This window comes from Bordetella tumbae, from assembly GCF_965139195.1.
Classification (GTDB): Bacteria; Pseudomonadota; Gammaproteobacteria; order Burkholderiales; family Burkholderiaceae_B; genus Bordetella_A; species Bordetella_A tumbae.
The window spans coordinates 604,573-630,524 of the sequence record NZ_CBCSJH010000001.1 but is presented as its reverse complement, the minus strand read 5'-3'; the positions used below and the strand labels follow the sequence as shown (position 1 = coordinate 630,524).

22 protein-coding genes and 4 pseudogenes are annotated in these 25,952 nt (G+C 58.8%); 13 read left to right on the top strand and 13 right to left on the bottom strand.

Going from position 1 to position 25,952, the window contains the following annotated elements:
- Nucleotides 1-12 precede the first annotated feature (12 nt).
- Nucleotides 13-327 (bottom strand): DUF736 domain-containing protein, encoded by a 315-nt coding sequence (locus tag ACNA0J_RS03005; protein WP_415816224.1) that lies wholly within the window; start codon nucleotides 325-327, stop codon nucleotides 13-15.
- Nucleotides 328-1,078: 751 nt separating this feature from the next.
- On the opposite strand from ACNA0J_RS03005, the gene ACNA0J_RS03000 reads away from it, so the two are divergent.
- The gene (locus ACNA0J_RS03000; protein WP_415816222.1) at nucleotides 1,079-1,615 is read left to right on the top strand and encodes an AAA family ATPase; all 537 of its coding nucleotides are present in this window, start codon (nucleotides 1,079-1,081) and stop codon (nucleotides 1,613-1,615) included.
- 159 nt (nucleotides 1,616-1,774) lie between these two features.
- On the opposite strand, the gene ACNA0J_RS02995 is transcribed toward ACNA0J_RS03000, so the two are convergent.
- On the bottom strand, nucleotides 1,775-3,862 hold the full coding sequence (locus tag ACNA0J_RS02995) for a ParB/RepB/Spo0J family partition protein (RefSeq protein WP_415816220.1): 2,088 nt from the start codon (nucleotides 3,860-3,862) through the stop codon (nucleotides 1,775-1,777).
- Between the two features lie 81 nt (nucleotides 3,863-3,943).
- The gene (locus ACNA0J_RS02990; protein WP_415816218.1) at nucleotides 3,944-4,768 is read right to left on the bottom strand and encodes a DUF932 domain-containing protein; all 825 of its coding nucleotides are present in this window, start codon (nucleotides 4,766-4,768) and stop codon (nucleotides 3,944-3,946) included.
- A 72-nt stretch (nucleotides 4,769-4,840) separates the two neighbouring features.
- Between ACNA0J_RS02990 and ACNA0J_RS02985 the strand changes: the two genes are divergently transcribed.
- The 3 genes from ACNA0J_RS02985 (at nucleotide 4,841) to ACNA0J_RS02975 (ending at nucleotide 9,388) form a co-directional block, all read left to right on the top strand.
- Complete coding sequence (locus ACNA0J_RS02985; RefSeq protein ID WP_415816216.1) at nucleotides 4,841-5,155, top strand: hypothetical protein; 315 nt, start codon at nucleotides 4,841-4,843, stop codon at nucleotides 5,153-5,155.
- 481 nt (nucleotides 5,156-5,636) lie between these two features.
- Nucleotides 5,637-7,658: an ATP-dependent nuclease gene (locus tag ACNA0J_RS02980; RefSeq protein WP_415816214.1), complete on the top strand. Its 2,022-nt coding sequence runs from the start codon at nucleotides 5,637-5,639 to the stop codon at nucleotides 7,656-7,658.
- Complete coding sequence (locus ACNA0J_RS02975; protein ID WP_415816212.1) at nucleotides 7,655-9,388, top strand: UvrD-helicase domain-containing protein; 1,734 nt, start codon at nucleotides 7,655-7,657, stop codon at nucleotides 9,386-9,388. Before ACNA0J_RS02980 ends, ACNA0J_RS02975 begins: the two co-directional genes overlap by 4 nt.
- A gap of 561 nt (nucleotides 9,389-9,949) precedes the next feature.
- Here the strand turns inward: ACNA0J_RS02975 and ACNA0J_RS02970 are convergent.
- From ACNA0J_RS02970 to radC, 3 genes are all read right to left on the bottom strand, one after another.
- Nucleotides 9,950-10,948 (bottom strand): hypothetical protein, encoded by a 999-nt coding sequence (locus ACNA0J_RS02970; RefSeq protein ID WP_415816210.1) that lies wholly within the window; start codon nucleotides 10,946-10,948, stop codon nucleotides 9,950-9,952.
- Between the two features lie 90 nt (nucleotides 10,949-11,038).
- Nucleotides 11,039-12,628: a hypothetical protein gene (locus tag ACNA0J_RS02965; protein ID WP_415816208.1), complete on the bottom strand. Its 1,590-nt coding sequence runs from the start codon at nucleotides 12,626-12,628 to the stop codon at nucleotides 11,039-11,041.
- Between the two features lie 181 nt (nucleotides 12,629-12,809).
- The gene (radC, locus tag ACNA0J_RS02960; RefSeq protein ID WP_415816206.1) at nucleotides 12,810-13,319 is read right to left on the bottom strand and encodes a RadC family protein; all 510 of its coding nucleotides are present in this window, start codon (nucleotides 13,317-13,319) and stop codon (nucleotides 12,810-12,812) included.
- A gap of 545 nt (nucleotides 13,320-13,864) precedes the next feature.
- On the opposite strand from radC, the gene ACNA0J_RS02950 reads away from it, so the two are divergent.
- Nucleotides 13,865-15,226, top strand: a complete 1,362-nt coding sequence (locus ACNA0J_RS02950) for a hypothetical protein (protein ID WP_415816204.1) — start codon at nucleotides 13,865-13,867, stop codon at nucleotides 15,224-15,226.
- Between the two features lie 246 nt (nucleotides 15,227-15,472).
- Here the strand turns inward: ACNA0J_RS02950 and ACNA0J_RS02945 are convergent.
- Nucleotides 15,473-16,599: pseudogene (locus tag ACNA0J_RS02945) on the bottom strand (LysR family transcriptional regulator).
- Nucleotides 16,600-16,715: 116 nt separating this feature from the next.
- Nucleotides 16,716-17,459, bottom strand: coding sequence for an SDR family NAD(P)-dependent oxidoreductase (locus tag ACNA0J_RS02940; protein WP_415816202.1), 744 nt, complete (start codon nucleotides 17,457-17,459; stop codon nucleotides 16,716-16,718).
- 179 nt (nucleotides 17,460-17,638) lie between these two features.
- On the opposite strand from ACNA0J_RS02940, the gene ACNA0J_RS02935 reads away from it, so the two are divergent.
- From ACNA0J_RS02935 to ACNA0J_RS02925, 3 genes are all read left to right on the top strand, one after another.
- On the top strand, nucleotides 17,639-18,124 hold the full coding sequence (locus tag ACNA0J_RS02935; protein WP_415816200.1) for a nuclear transport factor 2 family protein: 486 nt from the start codon (nucleotides 17,639-17,641) through the stop codon (nucleotides 18,122-18,124).
- A gap of 210 nt (nucleotides 18,125-18,334) precedes the next feature.
- Nucleotides 18,335-18,976 (top strand): TetR/AcrR family transcriptional regulator, encoded by a 642-nt coding sequence (locus ACNA0J_RS02930; protein ID WP_415816198.1) that lies wholly within the window; start codon nucleotides 18,335-18,337, stop codon nucleotides 18,974-18,976.
- Nucleotides 18,973-19,368 (top strand): VOC family protein, encoded by a 396-nt coding sequence (locus ACNA0J_RS02925; protein WP_415816196.1) that lies wholly within the window; start codon nucleotides 18,973-18,975, stop codon nucleotides 19,366-19,368. The genes ACNA0J_RS02930 and ACNA0J_RS02925 overlap by 4 nt, the downstream gene beginning before the upstream one ends.
- A 28-nt stretch (nucleotides 19,369-19,396) precedes the next feature.
- Here the strand turns inward: ACNA0J_RS02925 and ACNA0J_RS02920 are convergent, their stop codons facing one another.
- From ACNA0J_RS02920 to ACNA0J_RS02905, 4 genes are read right to left on the bottom strand one after another with little or no spacing between them, the layout of a single operon-like run.
- Complete coding sequence (locus tag ACNA0J_RS02920; RefSeq protein WP_415816194.1) at nucleotides 19,397-20,389, bottom strand: saccharopine dehydrogenase family protein; 993 nt, start codon at nucleotides 20,387-20,389, stop codon at nucleotides 19,397-19,399.
- 22 nt (nucleotides 20,390-20,411) lie between these two features.
- Nucleotides 20,412-20,759, bottom strand: a complete 348-nt coding sequence (locus tag ACNA0J_RS02915) for a nuclear transport factor 2 family protein (protein ID WP_415816192.1) — start codon at nucleotides 20,757-20,759, stop codon at nucleotides 20,412-20,414.
- A 4-nt stretch (nucleotides 20,760-20,763) separates the two neighbouring features.
- The gene (locus ACNA0J_RS02910) at nucleotides 20,764-21,165 is read right to left on the bottom strand and encodes a VOC family protein (RefSeq protein ID WP_415816190.1); all 402 of its coding nucleotides are present in this window, start codon (nucleotides 21,163-21,165) and stop codon (nucleotides 20,764-20,766) included.
- A 12-nt stretch (nucleotides 21,166-21,177) separates the two neighbouring features.
- Nucleotides 21,178-21,738 (bottom strand): SDR family NAD(P)-dependent oxidoreductase, encoded by a 561-nt coding sequence (locus tag ACNA0J_RS02905; protein WP_415816514.1) that lies wholly within the window; start codon nucleotides 21,736-21,738, stop codon nucleotides 21,178-21,180.
- Between the two features lie 212 nt (nucleotides 21,739-21,950).
- Between ACNA0J_RS02905 and ACNA0J_RS02900 the strand changes: the two genes are divergently transcribed.
- The gene (locus tag ACNA0J_RS02900) at nucleotides 21,951-22,847 is read left to right on the top strand and encodes an AraC family transcriptional regulator (RefSeq protein ID WP_415816188.1); all 897 of its coding nucleotides are present in this window, start codon (nucleotides 21,951-21,953) and stop codon (nucleotides 22,845-22,847) included.
- Nucleotides 22,848-22,902: 55 nt separating this feature from the next.
- Here ACNA0J_RS02900 and ACNA0J_RS02895 read toward each other — a convergent pair.
- Nucleotides 22,903-23,217 (bottom strand): annotated as a pseudogene (locus tag ACNA0J_RS02895) (DUF3363 domain-containing protein); the annotation flags it as partial.
- A gap of 198 nt (nucleotides 23,218-23,415) precedes the next feature.
- On the opposite strand from ACNA0J_RS02895, the gene ACNA0J_RS02890 reads away from it, so the two are divergent.
- The 4 genes and pseudogenes from ACNA0J_RS02890 to ACNA0J_RS02875 all read left to right on the top strand — a co-directional run.
- Nucleotides 23,416-23,655, top strand: coding sequence for a hypothetical protein (locus ACNA0J_RS02890; protein WP_415816186.1), 240 nt, complete (start codon nucleotides 23,416-23,418; stop codon nucleotides 23,653-23,655).
- Nucleotides 23,656-23,709: 54 nt separating this feature from the next.
- The gene (bioA, locus tag ACNA0J_RS02885; RefSeq protein WP_415816184.1) at nucleotides 23,710-25,050 is read left to right on the top strand and encodes an adenosylmethionine--8-amino-7-oxononanoate transaminase; all 1,341 of its coding nucleotides are present in this window, start codon (nucleotides 23,710-23,712) and stop codon (nucleotides 25,048-25,050) included.
- Nucleotides 25,050-25,477, top strand: a pseudogene (locus ACNA0J_RS02880) (aminotransferase class I/II-fold pyridoxal phosphate-dependent enzyme); the annotation flags it as partial. The gene bioA and the pseudogene ACNA0J_RS02880, both read left to right, overlap by 1 nt.
- Before the next feature lies 1 nt (nucleotide 25,478).
- Nucleotides 25,479-25,936, top strand: a pseudogene (locus tag ACNA0J_RS02875) (aminotransferase class I/II-fold pyridoxal phosphate-dependent enzyme); the annotation flags it as partial.
- Nucleotides 25,937-25,952 lie beyond the last annotated feature (16 nt).

Here is a 25,952-nt window from a genome sequence, read left to right as displayed (position 1 = left end):
CCGCGGCGGCCGTCAGGCCGCCCTGGGCTTGCTGCGCGACCAGATCAGGTCGTGCGTGCCGTTCTCGCCTTCGATCAGGCGGGCATAGACCGTCGCCGGGAACGAAGGATCGTCGATGGCCACCGACAGGTAATCCCGCCCGGCCTCGGTGGTTTTCTTCCACGCTGCGCCGAAGTCGTGGCCTGCCGCTTGGAGGCGGAAGTCGGGGGCGCTCTCGGTATTGCCCTTGTCGTTGGGAACCAGCTTGACCTTGACGTTGAGCGTTAGGGTGCGCAGCGTGCCGGTGTAGCCGTCTTTGTCTGCGGTGAAGGTGCCGATGTTAGCCATGATGTTTTCTCCTTTCGGGTGAATCAAGGTCGCGTCAGTGCGTCCTTGTTGTGATCCGCCCGGCGGGGGATGGGCGGGCCGCACCGCGCAGCGGTCGCAACACCGTGGAGAACCTGGAAGCGTACACAATTTGGCCCGCGAGGAATGCGCGCAGCGCAGGGGAAATTGTTTGCGCTGCAAGGTTGCGGCCATGAAGCCCAAGGCGCAGCCGCGCCACCGCCAGGATTCACGACAAGGACAAGGACGTACAGGCCGACCGCTCCCGAATGGAGACATGGCCGACTCGGCATCCCCGCGCGACGGCTTCACCGACTTGCGCTCTGACACGAGCCAGGTCAATGCGCCGACGACAAGGCCAGAGCGCCCCCCTGCCACCGCTCGCGGCACATGCTTGAGGCGTGGCGTGGAATCCCCATAGCAAGGCCGGGCGACGTGTCCGTGAACCGTCCTTCGTGACGAACAGGCAACGAACCGCCAGCGTCGGACACGAGACGCTTTTGCACAACCTGCTGCGGCAAGCCGGGGCGTAGCCCCACCAGCCCTGCCCAATGCGGCGAGGCCCTTATCTCGCAAGCGGTAGCGCGCAGCGCCGCAGGCGCGAAGGCGTGAGGGATTGATGCCTCATGGCCGTGACGGCTTGGCGGAACGGGGCGCAGCCCGAAAGCCCGGCGGCGCGATGCGCCGNCACGCCCGACGTTCCCCACCGCTGGCCAGCACAGCTAAACCCACTTATTAATCGGACACCGACACCATGAACCCCTTCGTCATCATTTCCGGCTGCTCGGGCGGCGGCAAATCAACCCTGCTGGCCGAACTCCAGCAACGCGGCCATGCCGTTGTCGAAGAACCCGGACGGCGCATCGTGCAGGAACAAACCCGCACAGGCGGCCGAGCCCTGCCGTGGCTCGACATGACGGCCTTCCTGCGCCGGGCCATCGACATGGCGCTGGATGACCATGCCCATGCATCACGCGACGGCTCGCAATGGGTGTTCTTTGACCGTGGCCTGATCGACGCGGCGGCAGCACTCCAGGCATTGACCGGCGAACCTGTGCTGGACACTCTCGGTCAGCAGTACCGCTACCACCCGTGCGTTTTCCTCGCGCCACCCTGGCCCGACATCTATGTGCAGGATGCGGAGCGCCGCCACGACATGGATGCCGCCCTGATCGAATTCGAGCGGCTCCAGCACGCTTATCCGGCGCTGGGCTATGCGGTATCGCTGCTGCCCAAGGTCGGCGTAGCGCAGCGCGCCGACTTTGTGCTTAACACTCTGGCAGGTCGTTGACCTGCCATGCTATCGCTGGGCCTTGGAACCGGGCGTGGNCACTGCCGTGCCCGGATTTTTGACCACCGGCCCCAAGGCGGCACGGCTTGGGGCCGGTGCTGATTGGGCAGCAAACCGCCTTGGCCGAAACCAAGGCGCTTGCTTGCATGGATGGAGAGATCACGCGGCCTGTCGCTCGGGCTGCGTCGATTCATCCGCCATAGCGGCAACTTCCGGTGCTTCGGCGTCTTCATTATCTGCCACGGCCTGCGCATCCTGCTGCGGGCCTTCGGCGCGGAAGATGGCAGGCATCCAGCCAGTGCCATCGGCCAGCCGTTCGGCTTCGCTGGCAATGTCGGCCTTCTTCAACTTCGCCAGCCGGGTGACATGCTCTGGCGCAAACTCGCCCACGGCGTCCAGAATCGCGGCCTTGGAAACGTGCTTGAAGTAGCCTTCGGCGGTCGGCTGCCACCATGCGGCCATATCCAGCCCCACGGCCTGCGCCAGTTCCGCACCCGGTTGCTGCGCCGTGGCGCGTGGCGTCACTACGTCCACCGTGGACGCCACGCACACGGCCAGCAGCCGCACCAGTTCATCCTGCGGCTTTGCCAGCAATGCGGCGAACAGTTCGGCGCTGTCCTGCGGCAAGGCATCGCCTGCCACCTGTTGCAGTTCGCGCAGCGCCACGGCAGCAGGCGATTCCGGCCAGTCCGGGGCCATGCCTTCGAGCCTGTCTTGCACGGTCAGGCGCACGCCCAGCGGCAGGCTGTCACGGTTCAGGCCGTAGCGGCTTTCCTGCAAGACGGTCTGCACCATGCCATGCACCAGCGCCGCCAGTGCCACTTGCGGATGCCGGGTGACTTCGATTTGCAGCGCGGCGGTGCGGTGGGTGCTCAGGCGCTGCGCCAGCCGGTCGGACATAGAGGCGGTCTTGGGTGCGCCGTCGGCTTCTTCCTCGTCGTCGTTCCCGGCTTCGCCTTCGCTGCCGAACCCCTGCCGCAAGCGTTCCAGCGTGCGCAGTGCGCGGGCTTCGGCTTCCCGCATCAGGCCACGATGCACGACGGCTGCGCCGTTGCGGTCGATAGTGACGATGGCACCGGCTGCGGCCTTCACGGTCGCGCTGTAGTCCTGCAAGCCATCTTCCAACGCCTGCAACTGCTCGCCCAGGCGTTCGCCTTCCTCCTGCAAGGCGTCGGCCTTGTCTTCGTCGTCGGCGTCCAGCGCGGCATCCACGGCTTCGGCCAGTGCGTGCAGCTTGGCTTGCAGCGTCTCGATGCGGGCGGCTTCGCGCTTGTTCGGTTCGCGGCGCTCCCTCGGGGCGCGCTGGAAGGTATGAAGGTCGGCATGGGTGACAGAAGGCGTGGCATCCACCCATGCCCATCCCTCGGCCTTCACCTCGGCGGCAATACCTGCCAGCTTGTCCTGCGCCAGCCGTTCCAGCAGCGCCGCATCGGTCAGATACACGCCGGTATCACCTTCGGCAAACAAGTCGCGACGGATGCCACCGCCTGCGGCTTCGTAGGCGTCCAGCCCGACGAAGCGCACCAGCGGATGGTGATGGGCATCCATTTCCCGCTCGGTCAGGCGTTCGCGCAAGTACGAGGGATGGCGCTGCCATGTCGGCGCATCGTAGAACGCGGCTTCCTGCGCGGCATGGTCGTCGGTAATCGCAAGGGCCATCAACTGGTCAAGGCTGACGGCTTCGGCCCGGTAGTCGGCCAGCAGGCGCGGCGACACGTTGGCGAGTTTCAAACGACGCTGCACCACCAGCGGCGTGACGCTGAAATCTGCCGCTATGTCCTCAATGCTGCGGCCATCCATCACCAGCGCGGCGAAGGCTTCGAACTGGTCTGCCGGGTGCATGGCTTCACGCTGCACGTTCTCGGTGAGGCTCGCCGTGCGGGCAGTGGCGTTGGCCACCCGCAGGCAAGGCACTTCCCATTCCTTGCTGATGCGGCGCTTCTTCGCCAGCAGCTTCAAGGCGGCAAGGCGACGGCCACCGGCCACGACTTCGTATTGCTCGCCGTCAGCGGTCGCGGTGACGATCAGGTTTTGCAGCAGGCCGACACGCTGGATGCTGGCGGCGAGTTCGGGAATGGACATGCGCGGGCTCTTGCGCACGTTGCAGCCCTTGGGGCGCGATACCAGCCGCGACAGCGGCACCAGAATCAGGTTCTTGGTGGGGTCGGCGGCTTCGAGCGGGATGGCAGGTGCGGCGCTGGCGGCGGCGTGGATGGCTTGGGTCTCGGTGTGGTTGGTGGCGTTCATGGTGATGACTCCTTGCGAGGATGGAATGCAGCAGCGAATGACGCGGCAAGGGTTGCTGCCTGCCCCTGCCGCGTAGGGGAATCAGGCTTTCAACTGGCGCAGGCCATCGGCCAGCAGCCACAGGGCGCGGTTCAGGCGCACATCGGAATCAATGCCCTGTACGGGGCGGGTGCGCTGGCGGCGTCCGTTGGCGCTGCGCCCGGACAAGCCGCCTTTGGTCAGGTTCTCCTGGGCGCGGTTGAATACGCTCCACAAGTCCGGGCGGCGGTCGACGAAGCGGCGCGGCATCAGGATTTGCGATTCGGACACCGGCGCGGGCTTGTCCGGGTCGTCGTATTTCAAGGCCAGCGCGGCGCGGGCGAATACCTCGGCTTCGCCATCGTCGAGCGTCACGGCCCGCATGGCTTCGCGGTTCTCTTTCACCCGCTCGAAGCCGCTCAATACCTCATAAGCGCCTTCGATAACGGAACCGGCCACATCGCCTTTGTGGGGAATGCGCACATCGGCCACGGTGTCGCCGCAGACAAGGCCATTGGCGCAGACAAAGCGGAACATGCCGGCCAGCATCTGATAGCTACTGGTGCCGTCATGGGAGTTGAGCAGCACGATTTCGTTGGCTTCCGCGCCGTTGATCTGGCTGGCATGGCGCAGGCGAATCATGTGCTTGGTGAAGTCGCGCCGGTCGGCAACGCGGGTGCGGGTCTGCGCCACCATGAAGGGCTGAAACCCTTCCTTGCGCAGTTCGGTCAGCACGGCGGCGGTGGGGATATAGCTGTACCGCTCGGAACGGCTCTCATGCGGGGCGTCCGCGAAGATGGACGGGGCCACGCGGTGAATCTGGTCGTCGGACAGCGGGGAATCGCTGCGCAGTACCGGGGAATGGGAAGCGAAACGGGATGCAAGCATGGTCTTTACTCCTGACGAAAAGGGTTTGCTGTTCACACCGCACACCGGATTCCAAGATTCGGAGCCCAGCCTTTGTGGCTGTTCGGTGCGGTTGGCACGAAGAACCCGGTTGGCCCTGTTGCCACCGTCTTTCCTGAGTTCATCGCCCGCGACGGTCAGGAGCCCACGGACGGGGGCCGTCAAGGAGAAAAGCGTCAGGGTGGAGCGGCCCGCAGGCGCAGCCGAGGACACGGCCTGGCGCGCCTTGACGGCACGCGGCCACGGGCTACAGTCGCGAGCAAGGTGATGGAGTCAGGAGACACGGCTGGACATGGCAACGGCCGCCACGATGTGCAAACCGCACGCAAGCGCAAGCGCGCAGGCCCGAAGCTGGAAGCCGGGCCGTAGGCGTCAGGGATGTGGAAGGCTGGCGAATGCCAGTCCCGTCAGGGATGAGTGGATAGCGAACCTGGAGCAGTGCGGTCCGCGAAGCGGAGACGCAATTATTTGTTTCGTTTATTATCCATATGTGTTACCGGCTTCTTTCGACCAAGATCGGAAGTTCGCTTGACGCAGTTAAATTTTTGCTTTGCAGCGCTTGCCGTCATTCGCGGCAACTTACCGGTCTCACGGTTCCTTGCAGGAAGCCGTCATTGGCTCACCGGTCGGCGCGGCAGCAGTGACGACCGCCGTCGATGGCGAACCAGTCATGCAGGTGGGAGGGGAACGATGCGGATGCCGCGTGCTAAGCCTTGCTGCCTCGAGGCGCGGCAGGTAGTCATGTTCTCGGCATCTGGCTCGGCGGCGAGTCGACTGGAAGATAGACCGACCATGGAATAACTACGAACACACAAAGGGCTTAAGGGCCTCTGGGGGAGAACCGGTGTACTTGAGGAAGCTGACGGCGAAGAATTTTCGCTCGTTCGATCAGATTGAGATACCGCTTTATGAGGACCTAACTGTCTTCGTAGGCGAAAACAACGGTGGCAAGAGCAATGCGATTGACGCAATGCGACTTCTAACGCTCCCGTTGAGCGGCCGTCGTGAGCTGTATTGCGAGTCAACAGATGTTAGGTTTGGCAGCGTCCGCCCCGACTTCGAACTCGAGGCACTCTTTGAAGACCTGAGCCCTGGTCAAGCGGGTCGCCTTCTCAGCGCCGTTACCGATGACTCTATGTCTTCATGCAAATTCGGCTTGCAGTACGCCGCGTCGGGCGGGAAGTCAGTAGTACGGCCGCGGCTTTGGGCTGGTCCGCACAGAGAGACACCGGAGCCTGGTGCGCATGACACCATTCGACATGTCTATCTGCCTCCGCTGCGGGATGCCAAGCGCGCTCTGGCGTCTGGTAATCCGACTCGAATTCATGCGCTTCTGAACCACTTCATGGGAAATCAGAAGGCAGAGGACGTCGCGGCAGAGCTTCGCCGAACAACCTCATCGGACATACTGACCCGGGTTGGAAGTGCCGTAGACGGAAATCTGGAGGCGTTGACTGGCGGTGTGCGTCGACAGGGCAGTGCATTGGGCTTCGCAAACGACGAAAACCTGATCGACATAGCGCGCGACTTGCGATTCAAGTTGGCAGACCATGGGCTAGAGCCTGAGGACCTGCGGTACTCGGGTCACGGCTACGCCAATCTCTTGTTCATGGCGACGATCGCCATCGAGCTGGAGCGCTCGCATGACGTGGACCTGACGCTATTTCTGGTCGAGGAGCCGGAGGCCCATCTTCATCCCCAGCTTCAGGCCGCGGTGCTTGGCTTCCTTGAGGACCAAGCCGAGAAGTCTAAGTCGCGGAAGGTTCCGCTTGATGCGCCCGCCGGCCGGGTACAGGTGGTCGTCGCCACACATTCTCCAAACCTCTCTGCCTGGGTGCAGAACCAGAAAATCGTCGTCTTTCGCACGGCGGCAGTGCTTGAGACGACGGCTGCAGATGAGTCCGCAGTTCCCGAAGCAGACTGGGACGACGTGCCAGATGCGGCGGATGCCCTCGCAGTTGCTTCTGTGCAGTTGCCTACGATGCAGGCGGATGTGCCCACAACTGTTGTGAGCGTTACCGGCGAATTGCCTAAGCCGATTGCCGCATCTCCCTCTGCGTCCAGGCAACCGGAGACAGAGTTACCTAAGGCTGTTCACCCGGCAATAGCAGCTGCGCCGGCAGCTCCGTTGGAGGTGCAATTCAAGATGTCAGTAGTGCAGCGACGCGCATCCCGTTGTGTGCCGCTCGGTGAGCTCGCGCTCGACGGCATTTCTCGGAGGAAAGTCGACCGCTATCTGGATGTCACCAAATCGGCCTTGCTATTCGGAGGGCGCGTCGTCCTTGTCGAGGGTATAGCCGAAGCACTCCTGCTTCCTGTCATTGCCAGGAAGTTTGTCCTGAACGACCAAGTCGAGAAGCTGCGACTCTTCCGCTCGGCCATCTTCGTTCCCATTGAGGGCGTGGACTTCATGCCCTATGCGCAACTGCTGCTCACGCATCACCAGGGCGCTCGAATTGCTGATCGCGTGGTTGCGATCACTGATGGTGACGGATGGGACTTGAAGAGTGGTCAGCTCAGCCCTGGCGCAAGCCGAAGGGCGGAACTCTTGGCATTTGCGGCCGAGCAAGGTGCTGGCGACTTCCTTGATGTATCGGTGAACGACTTTTCGCTGGAGTCCGAGCTTGCGCTAACGGGCAATGAGGAGCTGCTGAAGGCTGCCTACCTGAAGGCTCACCCCAGATCGGAATCCAACTGGACGAACGCCTTGGCGAACGCTGACCGTGAGGCCAAAGCTCGTGCTATCCAGCGGCTCTTTGTCAACACCCCGAAGGGCGATTTTGCACAGACTCTGGCCGAGAGTCTGCGGGAGGCTAAGGACTTCAAGGTTCCGGACTACCTGCGGGTCGCCATTGAGGCGCTGGTCCGATGACGAAGGCATTCAAACCGACCGCTGAGCAAGCGACGGTCATCACCTTCGATGGCTCAGCGTTTGTTACGGCGTGCCCAGGTGCGGGAAAAACCCGGGTGCTGATCGAAAGAGCGCGCCATCTGCTGGACAGGAAGGGATGGAAGCGCGGCATCGCGTTTTTGTCATTCACTGAAGTTGCAGTGTCAGAGTTGGATGTTCGCCTGCGCCGTGAAGGGCTCTTGCCATCCCCAGTCATGCCGCACTTCATCGGAACCTTCGACAGCTTCCTGTGGCGAGTTCTCGTGGCGCCATTTGGTATCCCAGGTTCGCTGGCCCGGCCAAGGCTAATCCCGGATCTGGAGCTCCGGGAGGTTAAACCGTTTGATAAGGCTAGGCCGATTCCGTTGAAGTGTTTCGACCGAGAGACTGGAGAGGCTATCCCTAAAGAACTGAAAGAGTTGGGGATCGACTCTTTGTCGAAGGCACACTTGACTGCGGCAAAATCCATGCGAGCGCGCTTCAGGGCGCGTGGTGAGCTTGACTACCAGGATGCGCGCCTGTTGGCGCTGGGGCGTCTCAAGGCACTAAATAATGACTCGCCTCTAGCGAAAGCCTTAGTCGCAAGGTTCGGCGAGATCATTGTCGACGAGGCTCAAGACTGTAATCCCGATGATCTCCGCATCATTGAATGGTTCCTCAGCGCTGGCATCCCTGTGAAGGTCATCTGTGACCCCCAGCAGTCGATCTATGGCTTTCGAGGTGGGGTATCCACGGAGTTGAGAGCCTTTGCGGAAAAATTTGGGAAAGACCGACGCTTGTCGCTTACGGGGAATTTCCGGTCGAGTCAGCACATCGTGAGTGCGATCTCGCGCCTAAAGAGGCCGGAGCCCGGGCGTCCCTACGAAGAAGCACTAGGCGAGCATCGCGCTGAACTCAGTCCGGTCTACTTGCTGGCTTATAAAGGGCAGAGTGTCCCTTCGGCCGTCGGCGAATACTTCGGATCGCTCGTGGCCCAGATGAAGATTTCAGCGAAGGACTGCCCCGTAGTCGCGGCGACCCGCCTCAGCGCGTCCCGTGCGCTGGGCTTGCCTGTCGACAATGGGTCCGGACATCTGGCCTGCCGCTTGGCAGCTGCCATCGGCGACTTACATTCATCATTCGAACTAGGCGGCCGGCAAGATGCACTCGAGGAAATGCATCGCGTCGTGTTAACCCTGGAGGGCCATCTCGCACGGAAGACCTATCGTCAGCACATGGATGCTGTTGATGACAAGTATCAATCTTGGCGTCCTAATATGCTCAGGCTTGGCAAGCAGTTGCGATTTGAACAAGAGAGACACAAAGACGCGGACGGCTGGTTGGACGAGGCGCGGGAAATTCTGAGAGGAAAACTGCCCCCAGGTGGAGACAGATCAATCAAGCAGGTTTTAAAGCGTCATGAAAAGCTGGCAGAGGCCTTGCGGCCGCCCCTATTAAATGGTCATTCAGCTCGAACCATCCATAGCGTCAAGGGGGCCGAATTCCCAGCGGTATGTGTAGTGCTCTCAACCGCAAAGGCGAAGGGCATTATCGAGCACCTTGAAACCGGCGCCCCCGCCTCTATGGCAGAGGATCTTCGCAAGCTTTACGTGGGTGCATCACGTGCCCAGCGCTTGCTGGCAATTGCTACGCCGCATACTCAAGTCAAAAAGCTCGAAGGACTTCTATCGGACCCAGACAACAGCAGCGGCCTGAAGGTGGTCAATCTTTGAGCGCTGGGGCATCACAAAAAGTGGCTAAAGCGCAGAACAAGATACAAGGACGGAGATTGAATCAGCAGCAACTTGATTTGCCCTATGCTTATCGCTTTCGTTCATCTCACAACTGGCCGTGTCGTGCGCAGCAAGCGGATGCAGTCTCCACCTGCGTGGCGGTTAATTGGCAGGCGCAATAGTGCGCATGCCTAACAATTCATTCAGGCCGACGCCGCTTCGCGGCACGGCTTGACTCAGGCGTTAGATTTCGATGCTTCTTTTCGAGGAGACGACTGACTGACCGCTTTGGGTCGGAAGCGTCTGTCGCCATAGACAGCTCCCGGCCAGAAGGGGACGGTCAGTTCAATAAGTAATTCTGTCGTCTTTTCTTGGAGCTGGCAGCAAGCATTCTGGCTACCGAGGCCGTCTAGTTGCGATCTTGCCTTCAACCGCCAAAGGTAAAGAGTAGCCTTCCAGCACTGGGCCGAATAAACCTCTAATCGGCTCAAACCAATCCATCCTGGCGCTTCCTTACCCATTGCGACCGGACGGGTGACCCATAGCATAAAGCAATAGCACTCATTGAATAGTGGTAACTCCGAAGACTTGAGGGTCGGCACAAAAAATATGAGAATGGGCTTGATACGCAGCAAGTACGTTAAATCTCTCAAGTAACCCCGTATTATTGTGGTGATGCTGTGCCGAAAATTTAATATTGAACGACTCTACTTGCTTCTTCATATGCGACGGGACCTTTACAAGGGTCTGCTTTGACAAGTCTAGGATATTGAATGAAGCAAACGCACTCCGGCTCAAATTAAAAAGAAACATATTGTGGTTGGGGTCCTGAGTTCCTTGAAGGTAACCTGTATCAGGTATAGCGACTCGACAGCCCGCAACGTCGTCAAAGGTTGCTACTATCACATGGCCCATGTGACCCTTTGACTCAATAATCTTCTCAACGGACGATTCCAAAATACTTTTTGTATCGTCAGGTGGGGTCATTAACGCCAGAAAAAGAATTTCCAGCCACTGGAGGTACTGATCAATCGTCACCCCAAACTCTGCGCAAACACGAGCTAGGTGAGGCTTTGTTCCCGCGCGAATGTCGGAGAAGTCGCCTAGCAAAAAAGGATCAGTCGGATACATTCCCACCAGCCCCTTATACATATTAATTGTTCGAGCAATAGAATATGGGTTTCTAATCCATCCCATGAGCTTTGCTTTGAATACTCGTTCAGCGGCGCCCTTCAAAACATCGCCCCCAGAATTGACCTTTGACTCGGAGATAAGAAGGTCAGCGGCTGGAGCCAGATCCATTTCAAATTTCTGAAAGAAATCCTCTAGATTTCTTCTTAGAGATGAGCTTTTTACATCAAAACTAAAAAGATCATCAAAAGATAGATTCTTCTTGATCTTGACGCCGTCAGGATTGGACAGGCGAACAACGCTATTTTCGCGATCGGCAATTTCAAATTTGTAGATTCGCTGCTTATCCTTTGGTCTGCTCTCGTCTATGCAGTTACTGCGCTGCTCGGACTGAGAGATAAAATGTTGATTCCTTGTTAGGTTCTCCATAATTCCTCCAGCAGTTTTCGGCCAGAAGCTGACTTTGAACCATGTCCTTCCAAAGCCGACACTCCCGGAGTCAATTTATGCTGGGTTAGCTTATCTCCTGCGATTTTGGCGCTTTGATTTTTGCTGCATCTTCTTGCGATTTTTCACGGCATTTAGTTTCTTGGCGGTAAGTGAATGTGCCGGCTGTTTGTCTTTTACTTCTACTCGCTGTAGCGCGACTGCTTGGTTTTCTTGAGGAAACTCGTCCTGACGATACCGCCAGTATTCCATTGCGGCTCCCCACAGACCAAACTCTTGACGCTTTTGCTCCAGTTCTGCCAGTTCCTTTTCGGTCCAAACATCCTTAGACAGAACAAATAAGTCTTCGGAGCCGCCTTCATAGTCTTTGTGTGGGTTATCAAAGGCGATGCCTACAAAAGTCGTTGCCAGTTCAGCCTTGAGTCGTGCCGTTTGCACATAGGCATGAAGGATACTCATTCGGTACGTTCGGTACTCAACATATGACTCGTCAGGGCGCTTTGGAACTACAACAAAGACAAAAACCGTTTCATTAGCAATACCACCGTAGACAAGCCGCCCTAGTCGCTCTCCCGACTTTACCCGATGCAATGCTCCAATAAATACCTCAGCCAATTGCCGTCGCCTAAAGCGGGACTCGGCGGCGAGCAGACGGAGACCAACCTCAGTTTCTGACGCGCTCTGGTCCACGAAGTGTTCGTGCAGACCTGGGTCACCGTATTCAACGAAACGTTCAATCAGCGCATCCCATTCGTAGCTGATTTTGTCGGCAAGCTTCTTCCGCTTATAGCTCGAATTAGTGCTGAGTTCCTTGTAGTGAGAGCCGTTAAAAAGGACCATGTCCGGCGAAGATTCTCCTTGGGGCAAGTTGAAGAACACATGCTGCATTCCTGACTCGTCCATGTTAGACAGGTACACAGCCATCAAATCTTCTTCGCCGGAGGAGGTCACGATCGTTCCGCGGCGCCCCAGCAGAGCCTCGCGAGCCTTGAGGTAGTCTATGAAGTCAACTGCTGTATCGAACTCTTTCATCAATAGCTCAATGCTAACTTCGTCGAAAACGTGTACGAACTGTTTATTTGGCTCAGGCAGTCCAATCAGGAACGGCGCAGTTAAATGGCCGTCACCTTCTAGGCTGCTACAAACGCCAAATGACCCTAACCCTTCTCCACCATGAGCTGCTAATGCTGCATCTCTGCTACCGCGCGTGACAGCTACAAGATGAAATCGAACATCTTCCCCAATTGGTACAGGTATCGGAAGTTCTCGAAGGCACTTCGCATCAAGAAATGCTCTTTTCGGGAAACGGGTGAGCCAGGATTTTGCTCCATGCAATTGACGACACGAGTCGAGCACAGCCCGCTTATACCAGCGAGGCCAAGCTACCTTAAGTTCCTTGTTCTGCTGAAACTTAATGTGCTTGTCCGAAAAAATGACTATGTCATTTCCGAAAACAACGAGGGCATCGCAGAGTTCCTTTGTTCCTCCCTTGCCGTCTTTGAAGCCTTCATCAGTGTAAATGTTGGTGTGAGACCAAAGACAGAGAAACGAGTGCCGGCATAAAGAGGTCAAGATACGCTCGGACTCATTGACACCCTCAGAGTCCCCAATGTCGAACAGCTGGCGAGGTCCGTCGCCGAATTGCTGATTATTGTTGAACACTTGCTCTTCTACTTTTTTAGTCTATTTGCAACCATCATACTATCAAGATTTATTCTGAGACAGGAAGTCAAGCCAAAACATTGAGTGGCTGCTTCATCACCGAGCTACAGGCCGCTTTGGGTCGAAATCAGACGCTGCACAATAAAAAGTCAAAGTAAAAAAGGGGCCGAAGCCCCAAGAATCAGATCAGCCCTAGCTCGGCAAACGACGCCGTATTGGCTCCCGCCACAATGACGTGATCCAACATGCGCACCTCCACCAGCCCCGGTGCTTCCTTGAGCCGCTGTGTTAGCACCTTATCGGCCTGCGACGGCTCAGGATTCCCGCTCGGATGGTTGTGCGAGAGGATGACTGCCGCGGCATTGAGCCGCAGTGCCTCCTTGACCACTTCACGCGGATACACCGAGGCACTGTCGATGGTGCCGTGGAACATCTCCCGGTACTCGATCAGTCGGTGGCGCGTATCCAGAAACAACACAGCAAAGACTTCATGATCGAAGCCTGCCAGCTTGTTGCGCAGGTACTCTTTGACCAGCGCCGGGGAAGTGAACTCAACACCACGCTGCATCTTCAGCTCGATGGCCTGGCGTGCCGCTTCGATAATTTGATCCACCGATGCCGGCAGGTAGCGCCCCTGGGCATCACGCACCAGCAAAGTGTCATCGGATGAGGAAAAGGACAGTTGCGACATGATCGTGCTCCGGTTGCTCAGGCGGAATTGCCCGGAACCGTGGCCAGCACGGCGCAGCGCAAGCAGTCAGGGATCGAAGACGGCCGTCAGGCCGCAAGCGTGCGAGCACGCGCAGTCCTTTACGGTTGCGATCGCCGTGATACCGTGAAGGGAACAGCAAGCCGCCTACACCTCCAACAGCCACACACCCGCTGTTGGCAAGTGCGCAGCACGCGCAGGCCAGGATCAACGATCCAGGCCGGAGGCATCAGGGATCAGCGCCGAATGGCTGCGATTCGGCACGAAGCATAGGGCGCAGCCCGCGAGCCCAACGGCGGTACTCCGGGACGCACGACTATGGTTTGTCGCCCTTGAGGGACAGCGTTTCGCGAGATTCGAGCAGACGCCGCATGTTCTCCAGCTCTTTTTGCCGCAACTTAGCATCGGGCAACACCGTCCGGTACCCGCAGCTTGAAACGTAGAATTGTTCCTATCAGATGTCTGGGTGACATCGACATTGCCAAAAGACCGATATACAGAATACGCAACGAGGAGAAGCAATCTTGATGAGCGTCAGAGATACCACACCTGATGCACCAGGCATCACGTTCAATGCACTGGCACAATGGGCGCAGCAGCATCGGGAGGACTATGAAGAAATGGCCGCCCGTCACGTACATGCCGTGGAATTAGCCATTCAGTGCATCAACGATGGGACTCCGACATTACTGGATGGTCCTGACTCGCCATTGTCTCGTCAGATAAAATCGCATCACGGTCTGGGGACTTTGGAAATGAATAGCAACTGGATCGGCTCCTCGCAAGACTGGCGATGTCCGTGCTGCGACCGAAACAAGTTCGAAATCTCCCGAGCGGGAAATAAAGAACAGATTTTGGCAAAACTCGTTATCCATCATGACCACATGAGCGATGCACTCAAAGCGGCGTTCAGGAAGGTGTTCATAGATACGCAGACAAACCGGCATACCAATACCGGCCTGGCTCTGGTGGAACGCATGGACACCGCCTTCGCTGCATATGATCCGGTGCTGGTGTGCGAGGACTGCAATAATGCAGATGCACACGCCAAAGCTCTGCTATCGCAACACGACAAGATAAACCTCACGCATCAATCATTTTCGATCGGCCAAATCCAACAGTTCATCCGGTCGCAGCCTCACACGCCCCATCAGATCGACGAGAACGAGTTACGCCTCCTCTGGATCGACGTTCGCCCCACTTATCGCGCGCGAATGAAACTGATCCTTGAGGTGGCCAAGGCCGCCGTCATGCAAGACCACTGGTACGAAAGATACCCCCTGGGCTTCGTACCAGTGCCTACCCTGGGAAACCCCTATAACCGTGGAACGCAGTCTGGCTTTGAATGGCTATCAGCCGATGCGTTGCAACGCGCCTTTAAAGAAAAGACTATCTCCCACCAATCAGACTGGAGTCGTTGGCGTACAGTGAACAAAAAGCCACGCTGTACCCCTCCCAAGAACTACGAAGCGATCCTCTTATCTCAGGAGGGCTCGGCCCGAATGTGGAAGGAATTAGAGGATTGTTGGCACTGCCCCACCTGCGCACGCCCTAAGCATCAAACTGTCAAGTTCCAGAATGGAAAGGTGGGATTTCAAACTCACGCGCCCACTCGTAGTAGCTCTGCATGGCGCCATATTCCACGAATTTGCATGGACTGCTGCGCAGTCGTCAAAAGCATGACATGGGAACTGAAAAAAGGCATGAGCGTCATAGTGGAGGCCACCTTCGACAGCATTACTCCAGATCAGTTACGCAGCATCATGACAGCGCGCCCCTACTCCCCATCGCTTATTGATTCGGTAAAAGCCAAGGCCTTGATCGAGGACTATGTGCGCAAGACCAGCCCCCCAAGTAACTCCGAGAACCCCTGGTCAACAACTGCGTAAGCTACAGTTCTAGCTCAACATCAATGACTATCGTCAATCACTCGAGCGACATCGCTCGCTCGAAAATATATACGCCGCCCAATCTTTCTCTTGAGTGGCCCCCAGGTCCGAGCAAACTCCGAGCCACCCAACATCGCTACGCTACGCCATCCCGACTGCGTTTAAGAACCGCGGACAATTCATCCAGCGATAAGAGGACACCGTAGAGCTCAATGAGCTGTTCTTCCGTCTTAGATCTTTCATCTGTCATGACTGCTCCACCTTCAACGAACCTGCGTGTTTGGTCCCGGGCGGAATAGCGCGATCCAACACTCGACGATGTCGATACGGTCGGTACTTCCCCAAGCTGGTGTGCCCTCTTTCCTGATCGGTTGGGCCTAGAGCAACCTGTGGCGCACTCCCCTCTAGACATGCTCCGACCAGCCCCTTACGCAAATTTGCCACGCGTTCGGCCGCCTCCCGAACAGGATGATCTTCTGCATGGACGTATCGCATAAACATTGTTGCCGTTTTATGCGCTGTCAGCGCCATGCCAATCTTGACTGATACCCCCGAATTGGCAATGTCAGTAGCTGCCCGATGACGAATACCATGGGTGCCGACGTGAGGTACCTCGGCACGCTCCAAAATACGCGTCCAACCGTTCTTATAGGTTCCCTCGAACATCGGTTGATCGGCACGAAATACACTTGGGCAGACGTAAGGTGACCCTTCAATGCGGGGCGCCAAAGACAGAAGCTGATATGCGTCTTCGCTCATAGGCTTGGAAATTTTTCCCGTCTTGCTATCTGGCCATTCGATGCGACGATTGTCAAAATCCACCCACGCCCACTCCAGCAGCCTGATCTCGGACATACATGCTGCGAAAGCAAACTGCAGACGTATACCCAGAGTCAGTAGCGGATGTTCCAGGCCTTCCTCATCCGCACGATCAGATACTCATAGATGCGCACCAGCTCTTCGTCGGTGATGAAGCGAGTTTTCCCGTTCTCCGGGTACACCGGTACATGACGACAAAGTTTCGAGCCGTCCGAACAATAGCCCCACACTTCTGCCATGTTCAGCATCTTGCGCGGGCACGCAAACGCCCGATTTATCGCAGAAGGTATATGCGAATAGGCATGCATCATTTCACTCACATCGGCGCGTGTTAGATCTGGCACTTTGATGCGGCCCAAGATCGGAATGATGTAGCGGTCGATATGCCGCGTACCGCGGCTGGTGCGAACGAACAACTGCTCGCCTAGGTCTTCTTCAAGCTCCTTGATTGTTCGCGACAATGACGACTGCTCGATATGCAGTTTCTCCGTAGAACGAGCGAAGTGGAGCTCCTCGGCCACTGCCAAGAAGCACCTGAGATGACGCATCTCCATAAGCATGATCTACTGGGTTTACAGTGGTCATTGACGGACAGCCTCAGTGATGCCCGATGTTCGTCGCCTTTTTTATCCACACAGTGTCGATGATTGACCCTAGTCGGCCGGATCAATTAGGTCTGAGATGCACCACCATCCGCGAACAGTTCTACGCCATTGATGTAGCTCGCCTCGTCGCTGGCCAGAAACGCCACTGCCGACGCGATTTCCTCCGGCTCGCCTATGCGTCCCAATGGACTCTTCGCAGTCAGAAACGCCAGACCTTCTTCGGCCTTGTCTCCGAAAGCCTCACGCAGAGAGTCCGTATTGGTCGGCCCTGGACTTACGATGTTGAGCCGTATGTCCGAGCCTTTGAGTTCGGCAACCCAACTGCGCACCATGTTGCGCACGGCCGCCTTGGTGGCACCATAGATACTCATTGTGGGGCCAGGGTCCATAGATGCCGTGGAGCCAATGATTACCACGTTGGAACCGGCGGACAACAAAGACAACGCCCCTTGGATCGTCAGCACCACGCCCTTCACATTGGTAGAGAACTGTTGGTCGATCTGAGCCTCTGTGATCTGTCCAAGCGGCGCATGCACGCCGCCGCCGGCATTGACCACAAGGACATCGATTCGACCGAATCGCCGCCGCACATCGGCATACAGTGCTTCGAGACTGGACGTCTTGCTCACGTCGGCAACGATCCCTACCGCACGGTCGCCTAGCAAGGCTACCGCTTCGTCCAGCACAGCCTGCCGCCTGCCAGTAATCACCACGTTGGCTCCTTCGCTTGCCAATCTCTTAGCAATCGCCAGGCCGATTCCACTGCCGCCGCCGGTCACGACGACAATTTTTCGGTTCAAATTAGACATTTCACACCTCTATTTGTAGTGATCGCTATAGTAGAGTATAGTGATCACTAAAGCAATGATAGTGCAATGCTCATGCACGCCACGACCTCCTTGAGGTGGCTCGGATACAGCATTTCACAACCATCGACCGGGGGCTGCTTTGTCCCTCAACGTTCAGCCGAAACTACACAAAGAACACAATGAATTTTTCCGAAAATGATCTTGGCTACATTGCTCTGTTGATCGCCGAACGTGAGATCAGTCGCTTAATCGCCACCTACCCACACCTGCTCGACGCAGGGAAGTTTGACGAGGTAGCGGAGCTCTTGCAGCATGCAACGCTGGAGGTTCCCGGTGCGAGCGCCGAAGGCCAGGCGGCGATCGAACAGTTCCTGGTGTCTGGCTTACAGCGACATGACGACGGAACGCCGCGTACATGGCACTCCGTCTCAAACGTTCTTATCGAAGTCGATCTGGATAAGGAATCAGCCACTTCGATCTGCTATTTCACGGTTCATCAGGAAGTTTCGGGGTTTCCGTTGCAGGCGATCTGCACCGGCCATTACCACGACAGGTTTGTTAAGCAAGATGGCAGTTGGTGCTTTGTTCGGCGAGCTGTCGTGCCCCACCTGATGGGGGATCTGAGATTCCACGTCAGCGGTCAGAATGCAGAGGTACATCTATGACGAGCCCCGAAGCCGCTTCAATGACAGCGGTTGTCACGGGAGCAAACAAGGGCATCGGGTATGCCATCGCGCACGTCCTGGGCCGAGGGGCTTCCGGACAGTTGATGCCTGCTTCACGCCCAAGGTGGCCCAACGTAATATTGGCCGGGCCCTTGTTGTTTTCGGGCCATTTTTGAAATTTCCCACGAATACTGGATGAGCCCATCGACTATGAAACAGAGACAGTCGGCATCGCCCAAGGGCGATGCCGGACGCCTGCCAGCCCGCCCATCGCGGCGCGCCTTCGACCGTGAAGCCGGAATTTCCATTGCGAAGGAACTGTTCCATGAACGGGGGTATGACGCCGTAGGGGTCGCCGAACTTACGCGCGTCCTCGGCATCAACCCGCCTAGCCTCTATGCCGCTTACGGCAGCAAGGCAGGACTTTATGCACACTGCCTGACAGTCTATGTCGAAGAGGCCAATCTTCCAGCAAACAAGATTCTGACACCCGGCCGACCACTTCCCGAAGCAATCAACGACTTGTTGTTACGAGGGGCCGAGCTTTACACGAAGTCGAAAACCAAGCGTGGCTGCATGGTGGCGGAGGGCATGCGCGCCGACGATCCACAGGCTCGCGCTCTGGCCAATGCCTACGGGGAAGCTGCTGCTCATTTTATCGAGCATTACATAAGCGAAACGGAGCCCCAGCGGGCGCGGGAACTCGCCGATTATGTAGTCACGACCCTCCAGGGCTTGTCGGCAGCAGCACGCGCCGGGTTATCCAAGGCGCGTCTATTGGCGGTCGCCAACCTCGCCGGCCAGTCTTTCGGGATGTTTCTTGCCCCCCTTCTGAGTGACACATCGCCATGACTATCCTTGATCACATTGAATTCGCCGTGCGCGATGCCGAAGCATCGCGACGTTTTTATGAACGTGCCCTTGCACCTTTGGATATTGCCTGGGTCATCGCGGTCGGCCCCGAGCACACCCGCATGGGAGGCACTCGTCATGGATTCGGCAAGGATGGGTATCCGTGCCTCTGGATTCATGACAACGAATCCCCCGGGACGGGGACGCACATTGCTTTTTCAGCGGAAGATCGCTCCATCGTCGATGCCTTCTACCGAGCTGCACTGAACGCAGGTGGAACCGACAACGGGCCGCCTGGTGTTCGGACGCGCTACCATGCCCACTACTACGCCGCCTACGTGCTCGACCCGGATGGCGTTAATGTGGAGGTGGTCTGTCAGCGACCGTCCTAATCGCGTATCCACCTGCGTAGTGTCATGGTTAATGTGCGTCGATAATCTGAGTATCCGCAATAGTCTCGGCAAAGCCGTGACCAAACAGGCCAGCGGGAGTTTGGTAACCCGTGCGAACTTCACCGGCAAGCACTCGGCGGGCTGCTTCAGCAGCCGCCATAGAGGTAAAGGTGTACCCATTCACCGCATTAAGTATTGAACGTACCGCTGTGCCATCAACATCAGTGACTTCAGCGGTCGCGTAGTACCGATTCGCCGTCCGTTCTTCGGTACTGGGGCCGACAGGAATATCTTTGATGTCACCAGTCGGAAACGCACCCGCGGAGACGTGAACGAACGTCTCGATGTCAGGTACGCCGGTCGCCTGGTGGATGGTCACGAGGTCGGGAAGAGTCACGGGAAACGCGGGCTGCGGTCCTTGGCCGAAATCGAAGTCGCGGATTTCCTCGGGGCTACGCTCGACGAGTTTTCCGTCCACGAGCTGGAGTGTTTCCGTTACGACATTTTGACTCGCGCTGGCCGCCGAGCCCCGTGAAATCGAACCTGACACATGAAGGGCGATGCTGATCTTTTGCGGGTTCCTGGCTCTCGCTACCGTGTGCCCGACAAGGCTTCCGAGCATTGCGACGCTACCCCCGCTACCCGGCAGAAGCATTACGCCTGCGGCGCGGGCTTGCGCGTCCAGCGCCAACGCTTCCTGATAGGTGCTGAGTTCGGCTGAGAAGTCGAGGTAGTGAACACCGGCACGGATCGCGGCAGACATAAGCGGACCCGCTGTATTCATGAACGGCCCAGCGGTATTGAGTAGGACAGCGACACCTTCAAGCCCCTTTCCGATTGCGTCGGGATCGTCGAGCGAGAAAAGCCGCACATTGGCACCAAGGCATCCAGCCAACGCTTCAAGTGCATCTTTGTCTCGGGCACGGCCTGCGAGAACCAGGTCGAGGCCTGCGGAGGCGGCGTGCTCTGCCGCCATGCCGCCGGTGTAGCCAGCAGCGCCATAAATCATCAGTTTTTTCATTGTGCTTCTGCTCTCAGGCCGGTTATTCGAGACCGGCGTCAATGCGCTCGATCAGCCCATGGTCATCTGCGGAGATCTTCAGCAGGCCGATCTCATGTCCGAAACCCCCGGTGAAATCGACGCGCACGCTCGCACGGCGGCTGCCCGATTTTTTGATCGACAAGATGCGAGTGGCCGTGTGATAACCGACGAAGTACCGTTCGATATAGTCTCGGATGCCAGCGTGGCCGTCGAAGCGGTGCCCCGTGGACGGATCGTCAATTACGGCATCCGGTGCAAACAAGGCCAGCGCACGTTCGACATCAAAAGCGTTCGTTGCCGCGATCAGCGCATCAGCGATCCCGTGCAGGTCATCATTTTGCCGAATCATCACATCAACCCTCGTGCTGCCAGCTCTTGTAGACGAACTCAAGGCTGTAGCCATCCAGATCTCGCACCTGTGCCGCGTAATAGCGGGGATCGTAGTGAAGCTGCGGCCCCGGTGGATGGATCTCGGTCGCGCCAGCCGCCAATGCTTCGGTATAGGCGGAGTTCACCATCTCTTCGGAGTCGGCAACGAAGCCGACATGCACCGCACTCGGCGCAGCCACACCCTGCCTCAGCCAGAAAAACATACGACCCTTTGCCCCAAAACCCTTGAGGTCAGGATGGCCCGTCGGGCCGTCTTTGCCGTCATAATCGTGGCGATTCGTGATCCCGAGGATGGGCAATACCTTTTCGTAAAAGGCGATCGAGCAGGCCGTGTCGCTGACCGTGAGAAAGATATGATCGAGCATAAGAAACTCCTTTCAAATGATGTAGCCGCCGGCGACTTCGATGCTCTGGGCGTTAATCCAGCCACCATCCCCCGTCAGCAGCGAGGCGATTACACGGGTGACTTCTTCCGGTTCGCCCACACGCCCGAGGGCTGTCTGCGATACCAGAACTGCCTCGAACTCGGCGGTTAAGCCTCCGCTGAGCTCGGTGCGGATCGGGCCAGGCGACACGGCATTGACCCGGATGCGGCGCTCGCCAAATTCCTTGGCCATGTAGCGTGTCAACACTTCCAAGCCGCCCTTGAACGTCGCATACAGTGCAACGCCAGCGGTCGCCACTCGTGTGGTCGCACTGGTCACATTGACAATACTCGCGCCATCTCTCAGCAACGGCAGAAACGTCTGGGTCAGGAAGAACGGACCTTTCAGATGCACATTCATCAGGCCTTCAAGCTGTGACTCAGTGACAGCTTCGATTGGGTTGTATAACCCGTAGCCCGCGTTGTTTACCAAGCCGTCCAGCCTATTCTGCCCCCAACTCCGATGCCAAAGCTTGCTCCACCGCAGAACGGAAGATCGCGAAGGTGCCGACATCGCAAACATCCAACGGCAACGCAACTGCTTTGCCCTGATGCCCCGGCTGCCTCCCCTAATGATGACGGTACCCATGTGCGGCTCCAATAAAATGCAGTGTCCGCACACGATAGACATTCGCTCATATCTTGACCCACCTGTTCCTGTCTAATTTCTGCCTATTTCTGCTTTTTACCTTGTCATTGGACTGGGCCTAACGTTCAATGATCGCTATGGAAGAACAACTGAACGAACTCCGAAGCCTGACTGCCCACGCTCGAAATCAACGAACTGAGACGGGCATTCCGCGTGTAGCGATGGTTCAGGGGGAAATTCCGCAACATCAGCTTGCCGCTGTGTATGACCCGATGGTCAACCTGATCCTGCAAGGGGGCAAGTCCATGACCGTAGGCGGGCAGACCCTGCACTACGACCCTGCCACGTACTTCGTCATGTCCATTGGCCTTCCTGCGGCTGGCGTGGTGCATGACACTGATTCCGGGGAACCCTACCTGGCGGTAAGCTTGACCCTCGACGCGTCCCTTATTTCGCATTTGCTCTCGGATTTGCCCAGTGCAGCCGGCAGAGTCGAACAGGAAACAGCCTTCTCCGTCGCGGCGGTAACCCCGGAGCTTTTGGACGCTTGGGTACGCATGTTGCGCTTAATGCAACATCCGACCGACATCCCCGCACTGGCCCCTGCCTACGAGCGAGAAATTCTGTATCGAGTGCTGCAAGGCCCAATGGGATGGATGCTGAGGGACATTGCAACGCCGAACACCGCCCTGGAGCGGATGAGCCGTGTCATCCAACGCATCCGCCAGGACTATGCGCTTCCTTTGCGGATGGAAGAACTCGCCGAGGGGGCAGCCATGAGCGTGTCGGCGTTCCACCGTCACTTCAAAGCCGTGACTGCGCTCAGCCCCTTGCAGTACCAAAAGCAGATTCGCCTACTTCAAGCACGCACGCTGCTTATCGCTGCCGGCTATAACGTTACTTCGGCTGCTCATGAGGTGGGTTATGAGAGCCCAACTCAATTCAGCCGGGAGTACGCTCGCGCATTCGGTCGCCCCCCCATGAGGGATGCTGCGCGACTTATTGCAGACTTGAAGCCTGAGCTGCGGGGTTGACTTGGCGATGCTAATCACGGTGCAAGTCCGTAATTCATCTAAGGCGCTGGTTCTTTTACCCAACTGATAGCCCCTGTCGGCGTCCAGTTTCCCACGACACCCCACCCCCGCGCACCATCGCGGCGATCTGCTGCCCCAGTCGCTGCTCGATCACGGGCCGCCACGGCACCAGGCTGAATCCCATGCCGTTATCGAGCGTCGCGTAGCGACCGCTGGCGAGCATGACCGAGCACCGGTAAATGCCGGCCACGCGCTGACCATCGGCGACGAGCCGATGTTCCAGTCCGGTGTCGGCGGCAATGTCCTTGGTGGCCTGCGTCAGTTCCCGATTGCGCAGCGTGCCCAGCAGGTTGCGCGCCAGGATCACGCGCTATCCGCGGACACCACGGTATCCCGGAGTTCGATGGCCTTGGCTTGAGGTTATGCCGAGTCGACTACGGACTTGGTGAGCTTGATTTTCGCCATGATGACTCCTCGGAAAGCCCGGTTTCGAAGAGCCGCATGGGAGCCACGCGAGGGAAGCCGGGTCAAATTTCGGAAAGCACCTGCATATGTTGGACTCGCCTAAATGATTGATAAACCTGCTGTATCTGTCCGCGAATTGCGTGCTGGAACCATCGTGAAACAATTTTTTTCACATCCGGCACCCGCGCAGATCACCGCGGGATGCCGACGCGATACGGTGAATGGACAGCCAATTCCCGCCTTCTGCACGCTTCCGGCCCCCAATATCTGCAAAGTCGCGGGGATTGCCAGCCCGCCCGGCTGTTCCTACTATCCGCCGCTCTACTGTTCGGCCGGTGCCTGATACTCGCGGTGGCTGTCACCGCGAGGCGGGCCCGGCTTGGTTCTGGAGCCGGCAATGCACGATCGCGCACCTGATTCCCGCACCGCCGACTGGCGCGCCCGCAGCTTGCGCCACGTCTGGCATCCCTGCACCCAGATGAAGCGCCAAGCCACCATGCCCTTGCTGGCGCTGGCGCGTGGCGAAGGGCCGTGGCTGGTCGACATGGATGGCCGCCGCTACCTCGACGCCATCAGCTCGTGGTGGGTGAACTTGTTCGGCCATGCCAACCCGCGCATCAACGCCGCGCTGCACGACCAACTGGCCCGGCTGCCGCACGCGATGCTGGCGGGCTGCACGCACGCGCCGGCCGTTGAGCTGGCCGAGCGGCTGTCGGCGCTCGCTGGCGGCGCGTTGGGCCATTGCTTCTATGCCTCGGACGGTGCATCGGCGGTGGAAATCGCCCTGAAGATGAGCTTCCACGCATGGCGCAACGAGGGTCACACCAACAAGCGCGAATTCGTCTGCGTGCGCCATAGCTACCACGGCGAGACGCTGGGCGCGTTGGGCGTCACCGACGTGGCCGTGTTCCGCGACGCCTATGATCCCCTGTTGCGCCATGCCCACGTGGTGGCGTCGCCCGATGCCCGCCAAGCAGGCCCCGGCGAAGACGCTGCCGCCGTCGCGCAACGCGCCGCTGCCAACCTGCAGGCCTTGCTCGAAGCCCGCCATCGGCAGATCGCCTCGGTCATCATCGAGCCTCTGGTGCAATGCGCGGCGGGCATGGCGATGCACGATTCCTCCTACCTGCGCCACGTGCGCGCGCTGTGCGATCGCTACCAGGTGCACCTGATCGCCGACGAGATCGCGGTCGGCTGCGGGCGCACTGGCTCATTTTTCGCGTGCGAACAGGCCGGCATCTGGCCCGACCTGATGACGTTGTCCAAAGGCATCACCGGCGGCTACCTGCCGTTGTCACTGGTGCTGAGCACCGACGCCATCTACGACGCCTTCTACGATGACGACGTGGCGCGCGGCTTTCTGCACTCGCACTCGTACACCGGCAACCCGCTGGCCTGCCGCGCGGCGCTGGCGACGTTGACCATTTTCGACGAAGACGACATCCTGGCGCGCAACCGCGCCTGGGTGGCGCAATTCGATGCGGCCCTGGCGCCACTGCGGCACCACCCCGCGGTTCGCCACTGGCGGCGCACCGGCATGATCTGGGCGTTCGACGTGGCGGCCGATGCCCGCTTCGCGCAGCGCTATGCGACGGCGGCGCTGGCGCGCGGCCTGCTGCTGCGCCCCATCGGCGCCACGGTCTACCTGATGCCGCCCTACGTGCTGGATGAGGCAACCACCGCCTGGCTGGCGCGCGAGACGCTGGCCACGCTCGACGACGCACTGGAGGCCCGATGATGCAATTGCTCGACTCCCTGGAAACCAGCCTGCGCGATCTCGAGGCGCGTGATCTGAGCCGCCGCCGACGCACCACCGATACTCCCTGCGCGCCCCAAGTGCGCGTCGATGGCCGCTATATGCTGGCCTTCTGCAGCAACGACTACCTGGGCTTGGCGGCCCACCCGGCGATAATCGCCGCCCTGGCCGATGGCGCCGCGCGCTACGGCGCGGGCAGCGGGGCCTCGCACCTGATCAGCGGCCACAGCCGCGCCCATGCGCAACTGGAAGAGCGGCTGGCGGCCATGCTGGCGCCGCATATCGAGCAGGTCCGGGCGCTGTACTTCTGCACCGGCTACATGGCCAACTTGGCGGTGCTGGGCGCGCTCGCCGACAAGGACGCCGAGATCTATTCCGAAGCGCTCAACCATGCCTCGTTGATCGACGGNGCGCGGCTGTCGCGCGCGCGCGTCCAAGTCTACCCGCACCGCGATACCGGCATGCTGGACAGGCTGCTGGCGGACAGCCGGGCGCGTACCCGGCTGATCGTGACCGACGGAGTATTTTCGATGGACGGTGACATTGCTCCGCTGCGCGAGCTGCTGGCACTGGCCGAGCGCCATGGCGCCTGGCTAGTGGTGGACGATGCGCATGGCTTCGGCGTGCTGGGCGAACGCGGCCACGGCGTGCTGGAGCAGCTGGGCCTGAGCTCGCCGCACTTGGTGATGATCGGCACGCTCGGCAAGGCCGCCGGCGTGGGCGGGGCCTTCGTGGCCGCACACACGACCGTGATCGACTGGCTGGTCAACCGCGCCCGGCCGTATATCTTCAGCACCGCCGCAGCGCCGGCGCAGGCCCATGCGCTGTTGGCCAGCCTCGACCTCATCGAAGGCGCGGAGGGCGCACGNCGCCGTGCGCATCTA